This is a genomic window from Eubacteriales bacterium (assembly GCA_041390245.1).
In the GTDB taxonomy this organism is placed as follows: domain Bacteria; phylum Bacillota; class Clostridia; order Christensenellales; family JAWKQI01; genus JAWKQI01.
Window position 1 is genome coordinate 266,119 of sequence record JAWKQI010000001.1, and the last position, 21,860, is coordinate 287,978.

General features: G+C 39.8%; 19 protein-coding genes and 2 pseudogenes. 2 read left to right on the forward strand and 19 right to left on the reverse strand.

What is annotated here, in order from left to right:
* Positions 1-8 precede the first annotated feature (8 nt).
* The 4 genes from queA to ruvC are packed head-to-tail and all read right to left on the reverse strand — an operon-like array spanning position 9 to position 3,197.
* On the reverse strand, positions 9-1,031 hold the full coding sequence (gene queA / locus R2876_01360) for a tRNA preQ1(34) S-adenosylmethionine ribosyltransferase-isomerase QueA (GenBank protein MEZ4357270.1): 1,023 nt from the start codon (positions 1,029-1,031) through the stop codon (positions 9-11).
* A 9-nt stretch (positions 1,032-1,040) separates the two neighbouring features.
* Positions 1,041-2,072: a Holliday junction branch migration DNA helicase RuvB gene (gene ruvB, locus R2876_01365; protein MEZ4357271.1), complete on the reverse strand. Its 1,032-nt coding sequence runs from the start codon at positions 2,070-2,072 to the stop codon at positions 1,041-1,043.
* Positions 2,073-2,087: 15 nt separating this feature from the next.
* The gene (gene ruvA, locus R2876_01370; protein MEZ4357272.1) at positions 2,088-2,672 is read right to left on the reverse strand and encodes a Holliday junction branch migration protein RuvA; all 585 of its coding nucleotides are present in this window, start codon (positions 2,670-2,672) and stop codon (positions 2,088-2,090) included.
* A 30-nt stretch (positions 2,673-2,702) separates the two neighbouring features.
* On the reverse strand, positions 2,703-3,197 hold the full coding sequence (ruvC, locus tag R2876_01375; protein MEZ4357273.1) for a crossover junction endodeoxyribonuclease RuvC: 495 nt from the start codon (positions 3,195-3,197) through the stop codon (positions 2,703-2,705).
* A gap of 160 nt (positions 3,198-3,357) precedes the next feature.
* Between ruvC and R2876_01380 the strand changes: the two genes are divergently transcribed.
* Together R2876_01380 and argH are read left to right on the forward strand one after the other, a co-directional pair.
* Complete coding sequence (locus R2876_01380; GenBank protein ID MEZ4357274.1) at positions 3,358-4,566, forward strand: argininosuccinate synthase; 1,209 nt, start codon at positions 3,358-3,360, stop codon at positions 4,564-4,566.
* A gap of 2 nt (positions 4,567-4,568) precedes the next feature.
* A complete protein-coding gene (gene argH, locus R2876_01385; GenBank protein ID MEZ4357275.1) occupies positions 4,569-5,948 on the forward strand; it encodes an argininosuccinate lyase in 1,380 nt (459 codons plus the stop codon).
* A 166-nt stretch (positions 5,949-6,114) separates the two neighbouring features.
* On the opposite strand, the gene sigG is transcribed toward argH, so the two are convergent.
* The 15 genes and pseudogenes from sigG to rsmH all read right to left on the reverse strand — a co-directional run bounded on the left by sigG (position 6,115) and on the right by rsmH (position 21,857).
* Entirely contained in the window at positions 6,115-6,894 is a 780-nt protein-coding gene (sigG, locus tag R2876_01390; protein ID MEZ4357276.1) for an RNA polymerase sporulation sigma factor SigG, read from the reverse strand.
* Positions 6,895-6,976: 82 nt separating this feature from the next.
* Positions 6,977-7,666: an RNA polymerase sporulation sigma factor SigE gene (gene sigE / locus R2876_01395; GenBank protein MEZ4357277.1), complete on the reverse strand. Its 690-nt coding sequence runs from the start codon at positions 7,664-7,666 to the stop codon at positions 6,977-6,979.
* A 57-nt stretch (positions 7,667-7,723) separates the two neighbouring features.
* Positions 7,724-8,581 (reverse strand): sigma-E processing peptidase SpoIIGA, encoded by an 858-nt coding sequence (locus R2876_01400; GenBank protein ID MEZ4357278.1) that lies wholly within the window; start codon positions 8,579-8,581, stop codon positions 7,724-7,726.
* A 148-nt stretch (positions 8,582-8,729) separates the two neighbouring features.
* Positions 8,730-9,860: pseudogene (gene ftsZ / locus R2876_01405) on the reverse strand (cell division protein FtsZ).
* Positions 9,861-9,872: 12 nt separating this feature from the next.
* The gene (locus R2876_01410) at positions 9,873-11,048 is read right to left on the reverse strand and encodes a hypothetical protein (protein ID MEZ4357279.1); all 1,176 of its coding nucleotides are present in this window, start codon (positions 11,046-11,048) and stop codon (positions 9,873-9,875) included.
* Positions 11,049-11,147: 99 nt separating this feature from the next.
* Complete coding sequence (locus R2876_01415; protein MEZ4357280.1) at positions 11,148-11,906, reverse strand: FtsQ-type POTRA domain-containing protein; 759 nt, start codon at positions 11,904-11,906, stop codon at positions 11,148-11,150.
* A 20-nt stretch (positions 11,907-11,926) separates the two neighbouring features.
* A complete protein-coding gene (gene murA / locus R2876_01420) occupies positions 11,927-13,183 on the reverse strand; it encodes a UDP-N-acetylglucosamine 1-carboxyvinyltransferase (protein MEZ4357281.1) in 1,257 nt (418 codons plus the stop codon).
* 79 nt (positions 13,184-13,262) lie between these two features.
* Positions 13,263-14,360, reverse strand: a complete 1,098-nt coding sequence (gene ftsW, locus R2876_01425; GenBank protein MEZ4357282.1) for a putative lipid II flippase FtsW — start codon at positions 14,358-14,360, stop codon at positions 13,263-13,265.
* Positions 14,361-14,368: 8 nt separating this feature from the next.
* The gene (locus tag R2876_01430; GenBank protein MEZ4357283.1) at positions 14,369-14,494 is read right to left on the reverse strand and encodes a hypothetical protein; all 126 of its coding nucleotides are present in this window, start codon (positions 14,492-14,494) and stop codon (positions 14,369-14,371) included.
* The gene (gene murD / locus R2876_01435) at positions 14,464-15,723 is read right to left on the reverse strand and encodes a UDP-N-acetylmuramoyl-L-alanine--D-glutamate ligase (protein ID MEZ4357284.1); all 1,260 of its coding nucleotides are present in this window, start codon (positions 15,721-15,723) and stop codon (positions 14,464-14,466) included. The genes R2876_01430 and murD overlap by 31 nt, the downstream gene beginning before the upstream one ends.
* 13 nt (positions 15,724-15,736) lie before the next feature.
* Positions 15,737-16,735: a phospho-N-acetylmuramoyl-pentapeptide-transferase gene (mraY, locus tag R2876_01440; GenBank protein MEZ4357285.1), complete on the reverse strand. Its 999-nt coding sequence runs from the start codon at positions 16,733-16,735 to the stop codon at positions 15,737-15,739.
* Positions 16,736-16,763: 28 nt separating this feature from the next.
* Positions 16,764-18,199, reverse strand: a pseudogene (locus R2876_01445) (UDP-N-acetylmuramoyl-L-alanyl-D-glutamate--2,6-diaminopimelate ligase).
* Positions 18,200-18,231: 32 nt separating this feature from the next.
* A complete protein-coding gene (locus R2876_01450) occupies positions 18,232-20,334 on the reverse strand; it encodes a penicillin-binding transpeptidase domain-containing protein (protein MEZ4357286.1) in 2,103 nt (700 codons plus the stop codon).
* A gap of 25 nt (positions 20,335-20,359) precedes the next feature.
* Positions 20,360-20,899 (reverse strand): hypothetical protein, encoded by a 540-nt coding sequence (locus R2876_01455; protein MEZ4357287.1) that lies wholly within the window; start codon positions 20,897-20,899, stop codon positions 20,360-20,362.
* 25 nt (positions 20,900-20,924) lie between these two features.
* The gene (rsmH, locus tag R2876_01460) at positions 20,925-21,857 is read right to left on the reverse strand and encodes a 16S rRNA (cytosine(1402)-N(4))-methyltransferase RsmH (GenBank protein MEZ4357288.1); all 933 of its coding nucleotides are present in this window, start codon (positions 21,855-21,857) and stop codon (positions 20,925-20,927) included.
* Positions 21,858-21,860 lie beyond the last annotated feature (3 nt).

Here is a 21,860-nt window from a genome sequence, read left to right on the forward strand (position 1 = left end):
TTTCCCTCTCACAATATAAGCATAGCATCCCCAAAGCTAAAGAAACGGTATTCCTTTTTTACTGCCTCGTCATATGCTTTTAAGATAAAGTCTTTCCCTGCAAATGCACTTACCAACATAAGCAGCGTTGATTCCGGTATATGGAAGTTCGTTATTATATGGTCTACAGTTTTAAACTTATATCCCGGATAAATAAATATCCCGGTGTTGCCCTGCGCTTCCTTGAGCATCCCGTTTTCATCTGCCACCGTTTCAAGTGTCCTGACCGATGTGGTGCCTACCGCAAATATCTTTTTCCCTAAGTTTTTTATATCATTATACTTTCTTGCTGTATCTTCACTTACGCAGTAGTATTCCTCGTGCATCTTATGGTCTTTAATATTCTTTTCTTTTACCGGCCTGAATGTTCCAAGCCCCACATGCAGTAAAACAGGCAGGATAATAACGCCTTTGTCTTTCAATTTATCTAAAAGCCCGTTTGTAAAGTGAAATCCGGCAGTAGGCGCCGCACAGGACCCTTCCACCTTTGCGTAGACCGTCTGGTATCTGGATTTATCACTTAGCTGTTGGGTTATATACGGTGGAAGAGGTGTCTGCCCAAGTTCATCTAAGATATTTTCAAATACCCCTTCATAGTAAAACTTGACTTTTGCAGTCCCGTCTTCGTTTTTCCCTATAAGCTCAGCAAAGACGTCTTCCCTAAAGACTACCTTGTCTCCGATATGCAGTTTCTTGCCCGGCTTTAGCAGTACTTCCCACAAATCAAGTGATAGCCTTTTTAATAAAAACACCTCTATCATAGCTTGCCCGGCGTTTTTTCTGCCAAAAAGCCTTGCAGCAATAACCTTAGTGTTATTGACGACAAGGCCGTCACCTTCGTTTATATAATCGACGATATTATAAAAAATTTTATCAGAAATCTCTTTGGTTTCCCTGTTTAAAACCATTAATCTTGAGTTATCTCTTTTTTCCATAGGGGTCTGCGCTATTAAATTTTTAGGTAGTTCATAATAAAAATCTTTTGTTTGCATTTAATATGTCTAAAACAGTTTTGTCTGCTCCGCTTGTTCTCCGGGAATCTCTATTCCCAAATGCCTGTATGCAAGCGGCGTAACCATTCTTCCTCTCGGTGTTCTATTTAAAAATCCTAATTGCAGCAAGTAAGGTTCGTATACGTCTTCTATAGTAACCGCTTCTTCTCCTGTCGATGCGGCTATGGTATCTAAACCAACCGGGCCTCCGGCGTACTTTTCTATTATAGAGAGAAGCAGCCTTCTGTCTACCCCGTCAAGCCCAAGCTCATCGACTTCTAAGAGCTTTAAGCCCTGGTCCGCGACCTTTTGCGTTATAATACCGTCTGCCTTTACCTGTGCAAAGTCTCTTACTCTTCTGATAAAACGGTTCGCTATACGCGGTGTTCCTCTGGACCTTCTCGCTATCTCCTTTGCACCGTTTTCATCTATTTGTATATCTAGGATACTGGCAGAACGCTTTACTATCTTTTCCAAATCTTCTGTTTCATAAAGCTCCATCCTGTTTATTATCCCAAACCTGTCCCTTAACGGAGAAGAAAGCAGCCCCGCCCTCGTTGTAGCACCTATCAGTGTGAACCTGGGAAGATCTATCCTTATAGACCTTGCAGACGGGCCTTTGCCGATGATTATGTCAAGTGCATAATCTTCCATCGCTGAATAAAGCACCTCTTCTACCGTATGGCTCATCCTATGTATCTCGTCTATAAAAAGCACATCGCCTTCGCTTAAGTTAGTTAAGATAGCCGCCAAGTCTCCTGCATGTTCGATGGCCGGTCCGGACGTAATGTTTAACCTTGCTCCCAACTGGTTTGCAACTATATAAGCAAGGGTGGTTTTTCCAAGGCCCGGAGGCCCAAACAATAAAATATGGTCTAAGGCCTCTTTTCTTTTAAGCGCTGCCTCTATATATATCCTCATATTTTCTTTGACTTTATTTTGCCCGATAAATTCATCTAAATTATGCGGGCGCAAACTAAATTCAATTTTTTTCTCTTCGTCTGCCATCTCATTGGCGGAAACAAATCTATTGTCTTCCATTAAATACTCCTTATATTACTCCATGCTTTTAAGTGCCGTGACAATAAGTTCTTCTAAGCTCAAAGATTCTTTAGCTACTGAGTTTACTGCACGTAATGCCTGTGCTTTGCTATATCCAAGAGACATAAGTGCACTGACCGCTTCGCTGACAGCCCCGGTTTGAGCCTTATTGCCGTTAAGCAATAATCCTTCTGCCTCTTCGGATTTTTGTATGCGCTCTTTTAACTCCAGTATTATCCTCTGAGCAGTTTTTACCCCAACGCCTGAGACAGATGAAAAAGCCTTTACATTAGAAGTAATTATCGCCGTCGCAGTTTCGGACACAGTCATAGTAGAAAGTATCGCAAGGGCAACTTTAGGCCCTATTCCGGATATGGCGATAAGGCGTAAAAACATATTGCGCTCTTCCTGAGTCAAAAAGCCGTATAAGGTCTGCTCTTCTTCCCTCACATGAAGATATACAAAAAATTTTGCAGTGTCTTCTTTTATACCGTTTATGGAAAATACGTTGGTATTTATCTTATAACCTACGCCGTTTACGTCTATTACTACGTAGTTTAAAGACTTTTCAGCAACTTTTCCATAGATATATTCATACATAAATCTTATTTTCCTTGTATAAAAATTTTATTAAACTATTTTAAATTCGGCTTTGAATTTAAAGCTATGTGCATGGCATATCGAAACAGCGAGAGCATCTGCCGCATCATCTGGTTTAGGTATACAATTTAATGAAAGTATAGTCTTAACCATCATCTGTACCTGCTCTTTCTCCGCCCTTCCATATCCAACGACAGACTGCTTTATCTGAAGCGGAGTATACTCAAAAAGCTCTTTGTTTTTACGGTATGCAGCTGCTATCGCTACTCCCCTTGCATGTCCAACGGTTAAGGCCGTTTTTACGTTCTTGTTAAAAAACAGCTCCTCTATTGCAATGGTATCCGGATTAAAGCATTCAATAAGCTGCGTTACGCCTTCAAAGATCATGTTTAGCCTTTCCGGCAGCTGCAGTGATGCGTCTGTATACACTGCTCCAAAGTCTACCATCTTAAGTTTTGAGGCGCATAAGTCTACCACGCCATACCCCATTGTGGCAAGCCCCGGGTCTATTCCCAAAATTCGGATTTTTTTACCTGCTTCCATATAATGAATATATATTTTTTATCATGCATTGTCAATTTTTTTAGCTTTTTTTGAAAAAAACTATTGCATAATTATTCAAATATATGTATAATTATTTATAATTAAGATATGTGCGTTTTATATGTTTTAGGAGGGATTTTATATGTCTATTAAAAAAGTTGTACTTGCTTATTCCGGAGGTCTTGATACTTCCATTATCATACCATGGCTAAAAGAAAACTACGGCTGTGAAGTTATCGCTATGGCGGCAGATGTAGGACAAGGTGAAGAACTCGAGCCGTTAAACGAAAAGGCGATAAAAACAGGCGCCTTGAAAATCTATATAGAAGATTTAAAAAAGGAATTTGTAGAGGATTTTATCTTCCCAACGGTAAAGGCAGGCGCAGTTTACGAAGGGAAATACCTTTTAGGCACCTCTTTTGCACGCCCTATAATAGCAAAACGCCTTGTTGAAATAGCAAAAGCAGAAGGTGCAGACGCTATCGCCCACGGTGCAACAGGCAAAGGGAACGACCAGGTCCGTTTTGAATTTACAATTAAGGCGCTAAGCCCTGAAATGAAAATAATAGCTCCATGGCGCGAATGGGACATACGCTCCCGCGACCAAGCTATAGATTATGCAAAAAAGCGTGGGATAGACGTACCTGTAACCAAAAAGCGCCCCTATAGTATGGACCGTAACTTATGGCATCTAAGCCACGAAGGTGGAGACTTGGAAGACCCATGGAACGAACCAAAAGACGATTTATATTTGATATGCAACGCCCCTGAAGAGGCGCCCGATAAACCCGAATATGTAGAAGTCAACTTTGAAAAGGGCATACCCGTCGGTTTAAACGGCAAAAAGATGGATCCTCTTGCTTTGATAGATGAATTGAATAAATTAGGCGCCAAACACGGCGTGGGCATTGTCGACATGGTAGAAAACCGCTTGGTAGGAATGAAATCCCGCGGGGTGTATGAAACTCCGGGCGGAACTATTTTAATGGAGGCGCACAGCGCTCTTGAAAGCATAACATTAGACCGCGACACCTTCCATTATAAGCAGTTAGTTGCTATAAAATTTTCAGAGCTTGTGTATAACGGGCTTTGGTACTCGCCTCTGCGTGAGGCTCTCAGCGCTTTCGTTGATAAAACACAGGAAAATGTCACCGGTACAGTACGCATGAAATGCTATAAAGGGAGTACAAAACCGGCTGGCATTAAATCACCTTATTCGCTATACAGCGAAGACTTTGCGACATTCGGTGAAGATGAGGTTTATAACCAAAAAGATGCAGAAGGCTTTATTAACCTTTATGGTCTGCCGCTCAAGGTCAACGCTTTAATGAAACAAAAGGCAGGGAAATAACTATGTCAAAATTATGGGGCGGGCGCTTTAATAAGGCGACCGATAAAAAAGCTGAAAGTTTTCACTCCTCAATATCATTTGACTCAAGGCTATATAAAGAAGACATTTTGGGGAGTATCGCCCACGCGGCTATGCTTGGAAAATGCGGAATAATCCCTAAATATGATGCGGAGCTGATAGTCAAGACGCTAAAGGGCATTTTAGCTGATATTAAAGACAATAAAATTACATTCAGCGTCCAGGATGAAGACATACATATGAATATAGAAAAGATACTGATAAGCCGCATAGGAGACGTGGGCAAGAAACTGCATACCGGGCGTAGCAGGAACGACCAGGTCGCTCTTGACATGCACATGTATATGAAAGGGCAGATTAAAGAAACCAAAAGTTTAATTAAAAATCTACTGACCACACTTGTCGACATTGCAGAAAATAATAAAGACACTGTAATGAGCGCATATACACACCTGCAAAAAGCTCAGCCTACTACGCTTGCGCATTATATGCTAGCCTACTTTGAGATGTTCAAGCGCGATTTTGAACGTTTAGAAGACTGTTTAAAACGTACGGACTATATGCCGCTTGGTTCAGGCGCTCTTTGTGCAACCACGTATCCCCTTAACAGGGATATGGTAGCAAAAGAACTTGCTTTTTCAGACATAACCAAGAACAGTATCGATGCAGTAAGCGACAGGGACTATTTGATAGAATTTTTATCCTGTGCATCTATAGTCATGATGCATTTATCACGCTTTTGCGAGGAGCTTATCATTTGGTCTACGAACGAGTTTTCGTATATATCAATAGACGACGCTTATTCAACTGGGTCAAGTATCATGCCGCAGAAGAAAAACCCGGACATGGCAGAACTCATCCGCGGAAAAACAGGCCGTGTTTACGGCTCGCTTGTCGGGCTCCTAACAGTTATGAAGGCTCTCCCTCTTGCCTATAATAAGGACATGCAGGAAGACAAGGAAGGCGTATTCGATGCCTGCGACACCGTTTCATCCTGCTTGCTCGTTTTTAACGATATGCTTTTAACTACTAAGTTCTTAAAAGACAATATGAAACGCGGTGCATCTCTTGGCTTTACGAATGCAACAGATGCAGCAGACTATTTTGTTAAAAAAGGTATCCCATTTAGGGACGCACATGAAATAATCGGCAAAATGGTGCTTTTCTGCGAGAAAAATTCTAAAGCATTAAGCGACCTTACATTAGAAGAAATAAAGGGTTTTTGCCCGGATGCAAATGAAGATTTCTTTAATGCAATAGAGCTTAAAACTTGCATAAACTCCCGCAATGTGCCCGGAGGGCCATCACCAAAAAGCGTGTCGGAACACATAAAAACATGCCGAAATTTTCTATTAAGTATATAAAAAATTAAAATATATTGACAGATTATGGATAAAGATTTATAATTCATTCATCAATAATGAATTTTTTGAATTCCCGCCCCTTCCATCAACGCCAATCAGGGTTTTGAGAAGGGGTGCAAAAAAAAGAGCTGGTGCTTGTTAATTTAGTAGGTATCAGCTCTTTTCTTTATTCCTGATAAGATTTCTTTATATGCTTAAGTGCGTTTTTCTCAAGCCTGCTAACCTGAGCCTGGCTTATGCCTATTTCCTTTGCAACTTCCATTTGTGTCTGTCCGTTAAAAAAGCGCATCTTTATTATATCTTTTTCTCTGGAATTTAGTTTCTTTATGGCTTCCTTTATTGCTATTCCCGTAAGCCAGCTTTCGTCTGAGGCCCTTTCGTCTTTAATTTGGTCCATAACGAATATTGCATCTCCGCTGTCATGGTACACCGGCTCAAAAAGAGAGACCGGGTCTTGTATTGCATCCAGAGCGAATGAAACTTCCTCTCTTTTTACTTCCATCTTATCTGCTATCTCATCAATTGTCGGTTCCCTTAAATCCCTGTTTACCAGTTCGTTTCTTATCTGTAGTGCTTTGTACGCCGTGTCCTTTATAGAACGGCTTACTCTTAATGAATTGTTGTCTCTTAAATGCCTTCTGATTTCACCTATTATCATTGGTACGGCATACGTTGAAAATCGTACGTCTAACTCCACTTTGAAATTATCTATCGCCTTTATAAGGCCGATACACCCCACCTGAAATAGATCATCTAAATTTTCGCCTTTATTATAAAACCTCTGTATCACGCTTAATACCAAACGCAAATTGCCTCTTATAAACTCTTCCCTTGCCGCCTTATCGCCCTGCTTTATCTTAACAAAAAGCTCCCGCATCTTCTCTTCTTTCAAGACTGGCAATTTACTTGTATCTACTCCACATATTTCAACTTTATTTATCAACATGATACTCCTCCGGCTGCTTTTAAAAATAGCTTTGCCATCGGAGTTTTTTTTATTCCACCTTAATTGCTGTTTTTATGTCAATTTATGTAACTCGCCTGATATCTCTTTGCAATTTTTTAATTATGCGTTTTTCCAGCCTTGAAATATAGGATTGAGATATGCCTAAAATATCTGCTACTTGTTTTTGTGTTTTTTCCATTCCATCCTTTAAACCGAATCTAAGCACCATGATGGTCCTTTCCCTTTCCGAAAGCTGATCTATTGCCTTTTTTAAAAGGGTCTTTTCCACCCCTCCTTCTATCTGTGCATATACGGTGTCTACTTCCGTCCCGAGAATATCCGATAAAAGAAGCTCGTTCCCATCCCAGTCTACATTGAGGGGTTCGTCAAATGAAATCTCTAACTTCATCTTTACATTCCTCCTCAGATACATCAGTATCTCGTTTTCTATACACCGGGATGCATAAGTTGCCAGCTTTATGTTCTTCATTACATCGAAAGTCTTAACTGCCTTTATAAGGCCAATAGTCCCTATCGAAATCAAATCTTCAACACCGACTCCGGTATTTTCAAATTTACGTGCAATATATACGACCAAGCGCAGGTTCTTTTCTATAAGGGTCTGGCGGACTTCATCGTTGCCTTCCCTTAGGCTGTCTAAAAGTTTTTCTTCTTCTTTTGCGGTCAAAGGCGGCGGAAGTACTTCTGCTCCATTTATATAGAGTATTTTTTTACATAGCGAATAAAGCCTAACTACCTTTAAACTAAACATAATGGCTGTTCTTTTAATAAAATCAATTTTTTTCATACGATTTAACCTCTCAAAACTCTATATGATTTCTGCATTTATAATTGCCAACTCATCCTTCTTGCCCTTATTTGGCGTAAGAGCAAGTACCGCCTTAACCTCCTTTTTCTTGCCTTTTTCAATTAAATATATTTTTTTAGGGCAAATGCTAAGCAATATACCGCTTTGCCCGTTTATTACCGAATACGGGACCATGCGTATTTTTTCGCTTACGGCCAAAAGTGCATCTGAATAAACTGTTTCGTCGTTTACCGCATCGTAAAGCTCTTTTGAAATATAGTCTTTTACTTTTTCTACGCTTAGTATGATGGCCGGCAAAGACGTTATAGGTTCTTTTGCCGTATTACCGGTATCTATAAAACCGCTCACATTAACGCATTTTTCACCTATAAAAATTTCCAGCGTCTTTGTCAGCGAAAAATTAAGTTTATCCCGTTTGCCGTTTCTTTTTACTATTGCCAGGACAATAGTTGCCGCTCCCAGAGCGTATAATGCTTTAAACACCCATCCCTGCCCTGTAATCACTCCACCTGAGAGCGAGTAGTCGTCTCCTGACAGTGTCAAAACGGTTAGCATGGCCCCGTTGAATACAAGAGTGACTGCATAAGTGTAAAATACCCCTTTTGCAAAAACCGCTAAATCGTTTTTCCTGTAAAAAGCAGTGAAACACATCAAAAGCGAAACAAAGATGCGAAAAACTATGCCTTTTAATACCCCACCTATCGTAAACACAAAACACGCAGCCAGCGCGGCAATGGCCGACGCCAATATTATCCTTGAAATCTTTTTGGGAACACGCAGCCAGCACGATGAAAAATAAAGTATTATAAAGTTAGCTACCATGTTATCCAAGAACAGCTTTTCAATGTATACTTTCATTTGTAACACTCACATGGATTTTATAAGAAACTTATGAATTTATTATATTTATAGATGTATGTAAAACTTGTTGAAGAAATGCACTTAAATGAATAAAAAAAACGACAGGAAATGCATTCCTGTCGTTTTGTGTTTTACGTTGATATTATTATTCTTTTGGTTTCCTTCTATCCTTTAAAAAGAAAGGTATATCTAAATCATCGTCTTCAGAAAGACGCATAACGTCTATTTTTGTCTTTTTTTCTTCATCTGTCTTCTTAATTCTATTCATAATATCGCTTGCATGTATCCCACCGAACTGTTCCCTCGCTACACGCTTTTTCTCGCCTCCAAAGCCAGTTGCTATAACGGTAATACGTACTTCGTCTTCAAGCGAATCATCTGTGTCCACGCCAAAGAAGATATTTGCATTAGGGTCTGCCGCTTCCTGGATCAATTGTGCAGCATCGCCTACTTCCATTAAGCTTATCGAGGAATCCCCTGTTACGTTAAAGAGTATTCCGCATGCCCCTTCTATGTTTGTATCAAGTAGCGGGCTTTGTATTGCCTGCTTAGCAGCATCTAGAGTCTTGTTTTCACCATGTCCTACGCCTATTCCCATATGAGCAACACCATGTTCCGTCATAACCGTTCTGACATCGGCAAAGTCCAAATTGACCATTGCAGGTTTAGCAATCAAGTCCGTTATGCCTTGTATGCCCTGCCTTAAAACATCGTCTGCAACTCTGAATGCCTCTATCATTGGAGTAGCTTTGCTTACTATCTGCAGCAGTTTATCGTTTTGTATCGTTACAATAGAGTCTACCATTTCAAACATATTCTGGTATCCTTTTTGCGCCCTTATCATTCTCTGTTTGCCCTCAAACAGGAAGGGCATAGTTACAACGCCTACTGTAAGGTATATTTAATTCTTTGGCGATTCTGCAATTACCGGAGCCGCGCCTGTCCCGGTTCCGCCTCCAAGGCCGGCTGCAATGAAAATAAGATCTGCACCTTTCATTGAGCTTGCGAGTTCATCGTAGCTTTCCTCTGCAGCCCTTTTACCTATTTCCGGATCTGCTCCAGATCCAAGACCTTTCGTCAGCTTTTCGCCAACTTGTATCTTATTGTTAGCCTTTGATAAATAAAGTGCCTGCTTGTCCGTATTTACTGCAATAAAATCGGCGCCCTTAACACCATAATCAATCATACGGTTGACCGCATTATTTCCGGCGCCGCCTACACCTATTACTCTAATTTTTGCAAAATTGCTATTCTCAATATCAAATTCCAAAGGCATTTGCTTTCCCCCTCATCGATTTTTCTTATGCGTTTTTCTTATAGCAAATATTATAGAATTCATTCTAACGAGCTCAGCACCACTGCTAAACAAATAATGCATCATGCCGGCTATAGTAGAACAACTCGGAGAATCGTATGGCAAATAATTTAATTTTGCCAAATGTATCTTTCTATTAAAATTCTTAATCAAGAATTCCTTGACCCCACGTATTAAAATCAGCCCTCCGCCGCTAAATATAACTGGATTTTTTCGTGAAACAGGAAGAACACACTTATTTATCTTATTATATATAATTTCTGCCAATTGCTCAACCCTTGATTCTATAATTTTTTCTATTAAGTCACAAGAAAATCTACGCCCGATTACTTCTTCACCTATTATATACTCATAATCGTTTTCAGAATAGCTCATACCTAACGTAAAACGCTTTTTTAATTTTTCTGCAGCTTTTAAATCTATCTTTAAAACTCTCGATAAATCTCTCGTTATATCTTCTCCGCCTATGCTTATGTTATGGTTCTCTATCACGGCATCGCCGCATAATATCGACACATTAGTATCATATTTGCCGCAATTGACATATGCCGCAACTTCGTCCCTAAAGTGAGGCGGTACCATGAAGAGCCCTTCTGCCAAAAAATCCGGAATCATCTTTACGACTGCGATGTTCAATTCATAAAATATATTATAAATCTGCCTTAGGGCACTTTTTTCGCCAACAATATACGATACACCGGCCGTCATCTTAGAAGACCTCATATTTTCAGGGTCTAGATAATACTGCCCGTCGTCCAGCTTAAAGTATACCGGCATAGCAGATAAAAGCTTATATTCATTTGAAACCATATTATGCTCACGGTTAACCGCATCTTCCATGTGCTTAGCGGTCACGATATTGTTATCAATATCAACCGTACTTTCGAAAAACCCCACTTTGCAAAAACAAGCAGGTACACCCACATACACTGCGCGTATCTTCTTATTTGCCGCATTTTTTGTTTCTTTTAAAACCTCAAAGACCTTTTCTTTGGTATCATCCAGGTTAACGATCTTGCCGTTTTTTATCCCGCTGAATGGTGTTTGTTCAAATGTTTCTACCGAAAACACATTAAAAGCGTCACGTTTTGCCGTAGCACAAACAATTTTGGATGTGCCGAATTCAATTACCGCAATGCTTTTTGCCATTATTTATGTTTCCCCAATATAGTATACTATTATAAAAAGCCCAATATATCTTATACTATATATCTGTCACAGATGTTTGTAAATAATAAAAATCAAAAATTATCCATTTTCTGGACTATAGTATGCAGTTTCGCCTGTCGACACATCTATTGTTCCGCTTGTTATACTTTGCTCACTTAGATTATCAAGAACGCCTTTAATCCATTGCATTTTTTTCTCTACATTGTCAGATTGTCCAAACTTTATCTTTATCCCACCTGATTCTTGTAAAACTATATTATTTATATTTGATAAATCAATACTTGTTATCACGCCGTTTAAAGATCCCTCGTATATACCGGATAATATCTCCGTAACTGCGTTGAATCTCAATTCATCGCTAAAATTTATCTTATCTCCTATCTCATATTTAGCTACGTCTATCCCGTTTATGATTATTAAGCTATTCTCTTCGTCTGCTTTGGCTACTTTAAGGACATATCCGTTTATATCTATGTAAATATACATATTTACTGCTTTAACGGCAGCTGCTTCTGTCCTTTCTTTTATATTGATTGACACTTCATTCGGATATTTAATATCTAGCGATACAAATTCCAAATAAGGATCTGATTCTATGTTTTTTTCAATTTTATTTTTATTTATTTTAAACAGGTGCTCGCCTATGTTGATTTTTGAAAGCTCTACTACATAATCTGAGGATACCGTCTCAATGCCCGTTACCTCAATTTTTGCAACTCTAAGTACCTTATATCCTATAAACGTAATTCCGCTTAGGATAAGGATCAAAACCAGTACTATTAAGGCTGCCCTGCCTCTTCCTTTTTTTAATTTCTTCTTTTTCTTTTGTTTTACCACTACTAAAAGTCCTTTTTAGTTTAAGTTACCCTTTGAATGTCCGCGCCTACGCTATTTAATACCCTTTCCAGATGTTCATATCCCCTATCTAGTAGTTGTATATTCTCAATTACTGTCTGGCCTTTTGCCGCAAGCCCTGCTAATACCATTGCCGCAGCCCCTCTTAGGTCCATAGCCCTTACTTCTGTACCATATAGGTCATTTACGCCTTTTATAATAGCAACGTTATTCTTAAGCATTATATTTGCTCCCATACGGGTAAGTTCTCCTAAATGCTTGAACCTATTATCAAATACATTTTCAATTATGATACTCGTACCTTCCGCTATTGAAGCTGCTGCACACATCTGAGATTGCATATCCGTCGGGAATCCTGGGTATGGGGCTGTCTCTATTAAGTGCAGTTCCTTCATCCGTTTATCTGCGCATACATGCACTGTATAATCGTCTTCTATATCTATTGATACTCCTGCCTCACGCAGTTTGTTTATTAAAAGCATATTGTGTTTTACTATGCAGTTTTCTACTGTCAGGTCGCCTAGCGTCATAACTGCTGCTAGCATATAAGTTCCGGCAACTATTCTATCAGACTGACAATCGTAGACTACCCCCGATAATTTTTCAGCCCCATTGACTATTATAGTATCTGTCCCTGCACCAAAGACCCTTGCACCAGCCATATTTAAAAATCGCTGTAATTCTACTATCTCTGGTTCCCTAGCTGCATTTCTGATTATTGTCTTGCCTTTTGCCTTTATACCTGCCATCATAATATTTTCTGTTGCGCCAACGCTTGGATAATCTAGCTGTATATCGCTTCCGATAACTTGATCTGTATTACAGTTTATGTATCCAAACTCTTCCTCGATAGTAATATTTAATTTTCTAAGTCCATTTAAATGAAGGTCGATGGGCCGGTTCCCTATTTCACATCCACCCGGGTATGTGAACTTGGCCTTGCCGAATCTGCCGATCACCGATCCTAAAAGAAATATCGATGACCTTATTTCTTTTGCCTGTTTATCTGGGATCTTCCACACGTTTGCAGTCCTTGGGTCTATCGTTAATTCATCTTCGCTCTCAACTACACTACATCCCGTATGCCTTAAAATATCTAGCATATTGTAAAAATCCGATATCTTTGGATAAGACCTTATTACAGCCGGGCCGTCTAACAACAGACACGCCGCCAGTATAGGCAAAATAGCGTTTTTAGAACCATGAACGCGTATACTCCCACAAAGACGTTTTCCCCCATTTACTATAAATTTTGGCATGATAACACCTCCATGAACAACAACCAAAGCATAGAATATACTATGCAATCGTTCATTAAGACGTTACCTGACGAGCATACTACCCTTTCTCACACTGCCTTGAAATATTAAGTAAAATTCCGATGGACGCCATAAAAATCATTAGCGAAGAATTACCCGCGCTTATGAACGGCAATGTTACCCCCGTCGGCGGAATTGAGCCTGTTACAACCGCGATATGGACTAAAACCTGTATCCCGATTATAGATACTATTCCGGTAGCTAATAAGGTTCCGAAAAGGTCCGGAGCCTTCAAGGCTATCTTTATACCTCTCCATATTAAAAACACAAAGACTAAAATAAGTGCTATCGCCCCTATAAACCCTATTTCTTCCGTTATTATAGAAAATATAAAATCCGATTCGCCATAAGGCAAATATAAGAACTTCTGCCTGCTGTTTCCTATGCCGCAGCCAAAAAGCCCGGAAGCACCTATCGCGTATAATGACTGTATAAGCTGGTACCCTTCATCCGAAGCGTATTGCCATGGATTTAAAAAGGCAAATATCCTGTCCATCCTGTAAGATTTGGCCATCATAAGCGCTGTCCCGCCTACGGCTCCTGCACCCGCAATGAGAGATAAATGAAGCCTTTTAGCCCCTCCTACCCACATCATTACAAAACCCATTAGAGCAATACATACTATTGCGCTAAAATTAGGCTGCAGATATAAAAGACCGCATACTATGCCTAATACCAGAAGATATGGAAAAATACCATATTTAAATGTCTGCATTTTATCCTTTTTGTCAGCCATATTAGCCGCAAAGAAAAGTATAAGTGCAAACTTGGCGATTTCGGACGGCTGTACACTGAATCCAGCTATACTTAGCCATCTGCTCGATCCATTAAGATTTACCCCAACGCCCTTTACAAGCACTACTGCCAAAAGACCTATAGCAATTATAAGACCTATATACCTAAATTTCTTTAATTTTTTATAATCAAAAAAGGATAGCACTATCATGGCCACAAACCCGACAACTGCCCCTAAAATCTGCTTTTTAAAAAAATATAGCCCGTCTGAAAATTTCGTTTCCGCGTAATAATAGCTTGCACTAAAAACCATAAGTATGCCGAATGCCACTAAAATAACTGTTGCTATTAACAGTGCATAATCCATTGACTTTTTACGCATATTTTCTCCTATAACTTTGAAACGATTTCTTTAAATACTCTACCCCTGTGTTCATAGTCTTCAAACATATCAAAGCTTGCGCATGCGGGAGATAAGAGCACATTCATCCCCGGCTGTGCATAATCTGCAGCCATATGGACGGCCTCCTCAAAGCTCGATGCGCAAACAATATTGTCATAAGACATTTCTTTTGCTGTTTTAAGATCTTAGGTGCTGTTTCTCCTAAAGCTACTACGGCCTTTATATAGCCGTTAAACGCATGGAACAACTCCCTAAAATCGCTTTTTTTATCATACCCGCCCAACAGCAGCACTGTTGGCGCATTCATCGCTTGTATTGCCTTTATCGTGGCGTCAGGATTTGTGCCTTTCGAATCGTTTATATACCTTACGCCGCCAACTTCCCTGACGAACTCTATTCTATGCTCAACACCTTTAAAAGACATAAGAGTATGGCGCAGGACTTGTGCGGATACACCCATGACGCTAGCAATACAAACTGCGGCAAGCGCGTTTTCCATATTGTGTTCACCTGGAATAAAAACCTGGTGTTTATTACATATATACTTTTCTATTCCGCCATATTTAAATACTATGTCATTGTCTCTTAGGTAGGCTCCCTCGCTGACTTCGTCTTTTATGCTGAACCAAAGTACTTTAGCTTTGGCTTTGTCAGATAGTGAGCGTGTCATTTTGTTATCGTAATTAAGTACCAAAAAATCATCTTTGGTTTGGTTTTCAAATATCCTGGACTTAGATCTTATGTAGTTTTCCATTGTTTTATATCTATTCAGATGGTCTGGTGTAATATTCAATATTGCACTCACTTTTGGCTTAAAAGTATCTATATCATCTAGTTGATAAGATGAAACTTCTGCAACTATTTTATCACCCTTTTTAGTTTTAGATGCCTCTTGTGTAAACGGTATACCAATATTGCCAACTACATGTGTACACTTCCCTGCATTTTCAAAGATATTACCTAGCAGTGAAACTGTTGTAGTCTTGCCGTTTGTTCCGGTAACTGCAATTACATCTCCATTTGCGTTTTGGAATCCAAGTTCCAACTCAGAAATTATATATTTCTTTAATTTTTTGGCAAGCACATATACAGGCGCCGTCGGTGGCACTCCCGGGCTAATCACTATTAAATCTGCCGCGTAGACTGCCTCAGTCGGGTCCTTTTTAAAATACTTTTCAAGCGTTAAATCTTTTAAAACGCTTAATACCTCTTTACTTAATTCATTTTCTTCTTTTGCGTCGTAAACGCTGACAAAAAAGCCAAGATCAACAAGCAGCCTTGCAGCGGCTGCTCCGCTTTTGGCCATTCCGACTACCAATGCTTTTTTGTCATTTAAGACCATTTAAGGGTTCCTCCTAAACCAGTACCAGCATTGCTATTAAACACAGTACTGTTGTGATTATCATATAAAGTGCAACGACTTTTGTCTCATGCATCCCGCTAAGCTCAAAATGATGGTGCAAAGGCGCCATTTTAAACACGCGTTTTTTAGTCATCTTATAATATCCGACCTGTATAACTACCGACAATGCCGATAATACGAACATAAGGCCTGTTATAACTATTAAAAACTGCATACGTGAAACTATCGCCATAAGCGACACGGCAGCCCCAAGGGCAAGCGAACCGGTGTCTCCCATAAATACCGAAGCCGGATGCGAATTAAACCGTAAAAACCCGAGGCATGCACCGGTTAATGCCGCACAAAATACCATGGTGTTTTTTAAGTCTACAGAATATAGCGTAAGCCCCATAGCCGAAGCTGCAGCAGACATAGCCAGGAATATAACCGCAAAAGTAGCTGAGTTTATAAGAGTGACCCCTCCTGCCAATCCGTCCAGCCCGTCTGTTAAATTAACTGCGTTTACAAGTGAGACAACGACAAATATAGTAAACGGAATATAGAATATTCCAAGGTCCCACTCTACATTTAAAAACGGCACAACTATTTTGGATCCTATGTTAGGATCGTCATAAGCAAACAACGCAACTATTATAGCAAGGCCAAACTGTCCTATTATCTTTTGATATGCCCTTAAGCCAAGGGAGCGTTTCTTTATAACTATAATCAAATCGTCTATAAGGCCAATAAGGCCAAAGCCCAAAGTCACCGATGTCAAAAACGTCACATACCTGTAGCTGCCGCTTGAAAATATAAGCGTAGTGATTATCAAAGCTATCCAGATTATTATACCGCCCATTGTTGGTGTCCCGGTTTTTTTAAGGTGCGTTTCTGGCCCGTCGTCCCTAACCTGTTGTCCGAACTTTAAACGCCTTAGTAGTGGTATCGCCAAATATCCGACCAATATGGCAATTGCAAAAGCGCATATTGTAGATAATATTAGTGTTTGCATAATTTATCCCCAAACTTAAGTTACTTTTTTATATTTCTTTTAACAGTTCTTTAACCACTTCTTTTTCATCGAAATGGTATTTTACATGGTTTATCTCCTGATAAGTCTCATGCCCTTTACCTGCTAATAAAATAAAATCATCTTTTCTTGCGTTTGAAAGAGCATAACGTATTGCTTCTTTCCTGTTTTCTATGCATATATATTCCCCCAGAGTTTTTTTAATGCCCTGTTCGATCTGCCTTATTATTTCTAACGGGTCTTCCGTTCTCGGGTTGTCCGAGGTTATTATCGTGAAGTCTGATTTATTTCCGGCAATTTCGCCCATGATTGGGCGTTTCTTTTTATCTCTGTCTCCTCCGCAGCCAAATATCGTAACTATACGACCGCGTGCAAAACCTCTTGCCGTCCTTATTATATTATCAAGACTATCCGGAGTATGTGCATAATCTAAAACTATTGTAAAATCCTTTCCTCCGTTGTCTAAAACCTCAAAACGCCCTTCTACGGATTTAAGTTTATTTAAACCTTCTTTTATATACTTAATATCAATACCAAGTTCTAAAGTACAGGAAACTGCCGCAAGTGAATTATATACGCTAAACTCTCCTGGTATATGAACCAAAATATCTGCTTTCCCATTTGGATAAACTACCTTATACTCAACGCTACTGGTATTTAATTTGATATCTTTTGCCGTATACTTTCCGCTGTTCTTTATGCCATAAGTAACCTTATTTTGTGCTTTATCTATCATAAACATCCCTGCAGGATCGTCTATATTCGATATACACGTTTTGCTTGATAAAAACAGGCGTTTTTTCGCAAGCCTGTAGTTTTCCATAGTCACATGGTAATCCAGATGATCCTGTGTTAAATTAGTGAATATACCTATATCATATGTGATACCGTGCACCCTTAGTAAATCAAGAGAATGTGAAGACACTTCCATGACTGCCGTAGTACATCCTTCGTCTGCCATTTGGCGAAGCAGCTGCTGCAGGTCCGGCGATTCCGGTGTCGTGCGTTCTGCCTCCATCCTCTTTTCCCTATCATATTATAAATCGTACCCGTAATTCCTACTTTGTGGCCGGCCTCTTTCAGTATGCTCCTTATCATATAAGTCGTAGTTGTCTTTCCGTTTGTTCCTGTAATGCCTATCATCGTCATCTCACGAGAAGGGTTCCCATAAAACTCTCCACTTATAATTGCCATGGCTTCCCTGTCGTTTTTTACTATTAACTGCGGTACGTTTAAAGGAAGTTTTCTTTTAACTACAAGTGCGGCTGCACCAAGTTCCACAGCCTGCTTTGCAAAGTGATGCCCGTCTAACGTAAAACCAGATATACAAAAAAACAGGTCTCCAGGTTTAACTTTTCTTGAATCATAGCTTAACCCTGAAATATCAATATCTGCATTACCGAATACGCCACAATCTACATTTTTTGCTAATTTCATAAGTTCCATAACAATTCCCCTTTAAAACCCACTTCAAAACCTCATCCAGAATCATCGTCCGGTTGCTCGAAATACACTTTTATCGTTGAACCGACCAATACCTCTTCTCCGCTTTTAATGCTCTGCGAAACAGCAACTCCGCTCCCCTGTGCCTCCATCTCTAAATCTAAATTATTTAAGATGAGTTTAGCATCAACTATCGATTTTCCGATCAGATCCGGTACAGTTACATAATCGCCTTCGCTCTCGCTCTTATCAGACATGTAAAGCTGTATTGCAGTACCTTTATTAACCGAAGTGTTTGGTGCGACAGACATCTTGACTACCGTACCTGTACCATCGGCAACATAGTTAAGGCCTGCGTTCTCAAGTTTGGAATCTGCATCAGTAAGTGTCATATTGCGGACATCCGGTACCTCTACCTGTTCAATTGTACCCCCAGTTGACGGAATCTGCAAATATTTTAGAGTATTTTCAAGCACCATTTTAACATATGGTGCTGCCACAACGCTTCCGAAGTCTACCGCGACGTTTGGTTCATCTACTATTATAAGTATTATGACTTCAGGATCGTCTGCCGGTGCAAAACCTATAAACGAGGCAACATGCTTACCTTGTAGGATCTGACCGTCTTCATCATATTTTTGTGCAGTGCCTGTTTTCCCGCCAATCCTATAGCCATCTATTGCTGCATTTGCGCCGGAGCCATCTGTTACTACTTTTTCAAGCAGATCGCGCATTGTTGCAGAAGTCTCCTCAGATATTACCCTTCTTACAATTGTAGGGCTGTTCTGAACTACGGTATCCCCTTGAGTATTTACCATTTTCTCTACTATATAAGGTTGATAAAGGTTCCCACCGTTTATCGCAGCAGAAGCTGCTGTTATAAGCTGCAACGGCGTAACTGCTATCGCCTGCCCAAAACCCATACGTGCAAGGTCTACGTTTTGAACATATTTTTCCGCCATGACTTTGCCGGAAGATTCGCCGCTTAAATCTATGCCTGTTGTCTTGTTAAAGCCAAAAGCGTCTAGATAATCATAAAACGTATCCGTACCCATTCTAAGTGCCATTTCCATAAAACATGGGTTGCATGAATTCTGTAGTGCTTCTTCCAGTGTTTCAGAGCCATGTGGGACGGTGCGCCAGCACTTTATCTTTACTCCGTCTACCATCTTATATCCAGGGCAGTAAAAAGTAGTGTTAGTATCTATTGCCCCGCTGTCTAAAGCGGCAGCCGTAGTGACTATTTTAAATGTAGAACCAGGTTCATACATATCTGTTATCAGCTTATTTCGCGATAACTCCTGAAGAACGCTTAAATCATCTCTTGGCACATCGTTTAAATCATAATCCGGAGTAACTGCCATTGCAAGTATTTCTCCCGTATCCGGATCCATAACTATACCCTGTGCTGATTTTGCGTCGTTTGTTTCAAGAGCTTCTTCAAGCGCTTGCTCCAAATAGCTTTGTATGACCTCATCTACAGTTAAATAAAGGTCGTACCCGTCTTCCGCCTCAACTACTACTTCCTTACCGAATAAAAGCTCATTCCCTTTAGCATCTGTCTCTGTTACTATACGCCCGTCTTGGCCTTTTAGATACTTATTATACTTTAACTCTATACCTTCCTGGCCTTCTCCGTCAATAGACGTGAACCCCAAGACCTGAGTCATAAAATCATTGTTTGGATAATAGCGTTTTACATCTACGACAAAATCAACTCCAGCTAAATCCAGTTCTCTTATCTCATTGGCAACATCCCTGTCTACCTGCCTTTTCAGCCAAACTTCTTGCTTGCTTGTATTCTGCGCTCTTTCAAGCACATAATCATAAGTCAAATCCAGCAGGCCAGATAGTTTTTCTGCAACTTCTTGTGCATCCTTTATTTGAGTTGGGTGCAAAACTATAGTATCTGCATTGGCGCTTGTCGCCAAGACATTTCCGTTCCTATCTAAAATAGAGCCGCGTTCAGCGGCTATCAACGAATCTTGTGTCCACTGGCTTTCCGCTTTTTCCATAAGCCAATCGCTTTTAATAAAAGCAAGGTACCCTATTCTAAGTACCAGGCATAAAAAGAAAAACGCCAAAGTATACAATAAAAACACAAGTCTCTTTTTGTTTTTTAATCCAGATATGGACAATTTCCCCTCCTAAAACATATCAGATTTAATTTACCCCCGAGTCGGCTAATTTAGTGTCCTCGGTATCATCTATATTCTGATTTAGGTTTATATATACGATTTGATCGCTGGTTGGGAAACCCATATGCAATTCTTCACTTGCAACCTTTTTTATTTCTTCTAAATCACTTTTTAGTTCAGCTTGCACCTCGTTATATTGTATTTGTGCTTCTATTTCGGCTATATCGCTTTTAAGTGAATTTATTGTCGTATTGTTGTTGCTTATTATCATGTATCTTAATATTATCAAAGAAAAAATTCCGCAAATAGCGAATATTACAAAAAAGCAAGATAAAACAGACCTAAAACTTTTAGGCTTTTTTTCAATTAAAACCTTTTCTTCTACTTTTTCCTTCCGGGTGCTTTTAACCTGTGGATGTGCATTCTTAGGTTGCGCCTTTAGCTTTCTTTCCCTGTCTAAATCATAGGTGGAAATATTGCCTTTTTTCTTAGGGCGTTTCCTTAGATCCTCTACATGTTGGTCAAATTCTTTAAAGTAATCAAGTTTTCTTGCGGTCTGCGGCATTTCCTTACCCCTTTTTGTGCTTAAGTTACAAAATCTCTATTGCACGAAGCTTTGCGCTTCTGGAACGTGGATTGCTTAAAACTTCATCTTCTTCCGGAATTATCGGTTTTCTTAAAAGTATCTTTACTTTAGGTTTCAATCCGCACACACATACCGGAGCATCCGGAGGGCATGTACACGGATTAGCAAGCCCTAAAAACGCTCTTTTTACTATCCTGTCTTCAAGAGAGTGAAAAGTAATAACGGATAGTCTCCCTCCGCTTACAATTACGTCTGCAAAATCCTCTATTGCCTCTTTTAAAGACGAAAGTTCGTCGTTTACTTCTATCCTAATCGCTTGAAATGTCCTTTTTGCGGGATGCGGTCCGTTTAGTCTTGCACCTTTTGGGATGGCCGCCTTTATTATGCTTGTCAGTTCACCTGTCGTCTTAATTTCGCCGCCACTTCTTTTATCTGCTATAAATTTAGCTATTCTGGCAGCCCAGCGTTCTTCGCCGTAAGAGGATATTACCTCCCTTAACTGCCCTTCGCTATACTTGTTTATTACGTCGTAAGCCGATTTGCTCTGTGATAAGTCCATCCTCATATCAAGTTTTGCATCGCTTTGATATGAAAACCCCCTGCTTGCCTCATCTAGCTGAAAAGATGAAACTCCCAGGTCTAAAATAGCGGCATTTACCTTCTTAAAACCTTTTTCCGATATAAGCCGCTTTATGTTCTTAAAGTCGTCGTTAATAAGTACCATATTCTCTTTGTATTGAGGCAAAAATTCTAAAACCCTTTTTATGGCCTCTTCGTCTTTATCTATGCCAAGAAGAGTTCCGCCCGGAGTTATCCTTTTTAATATCTCTAGTGCGTGCCCCCCTCCGCCAAGCGTACCGTCTACAACAGTCATACCCGGCTGTAAAGACAAAATATCTAGGCTTTGGTTAAGTAGTACAGATACGTGCCCATCCATCTA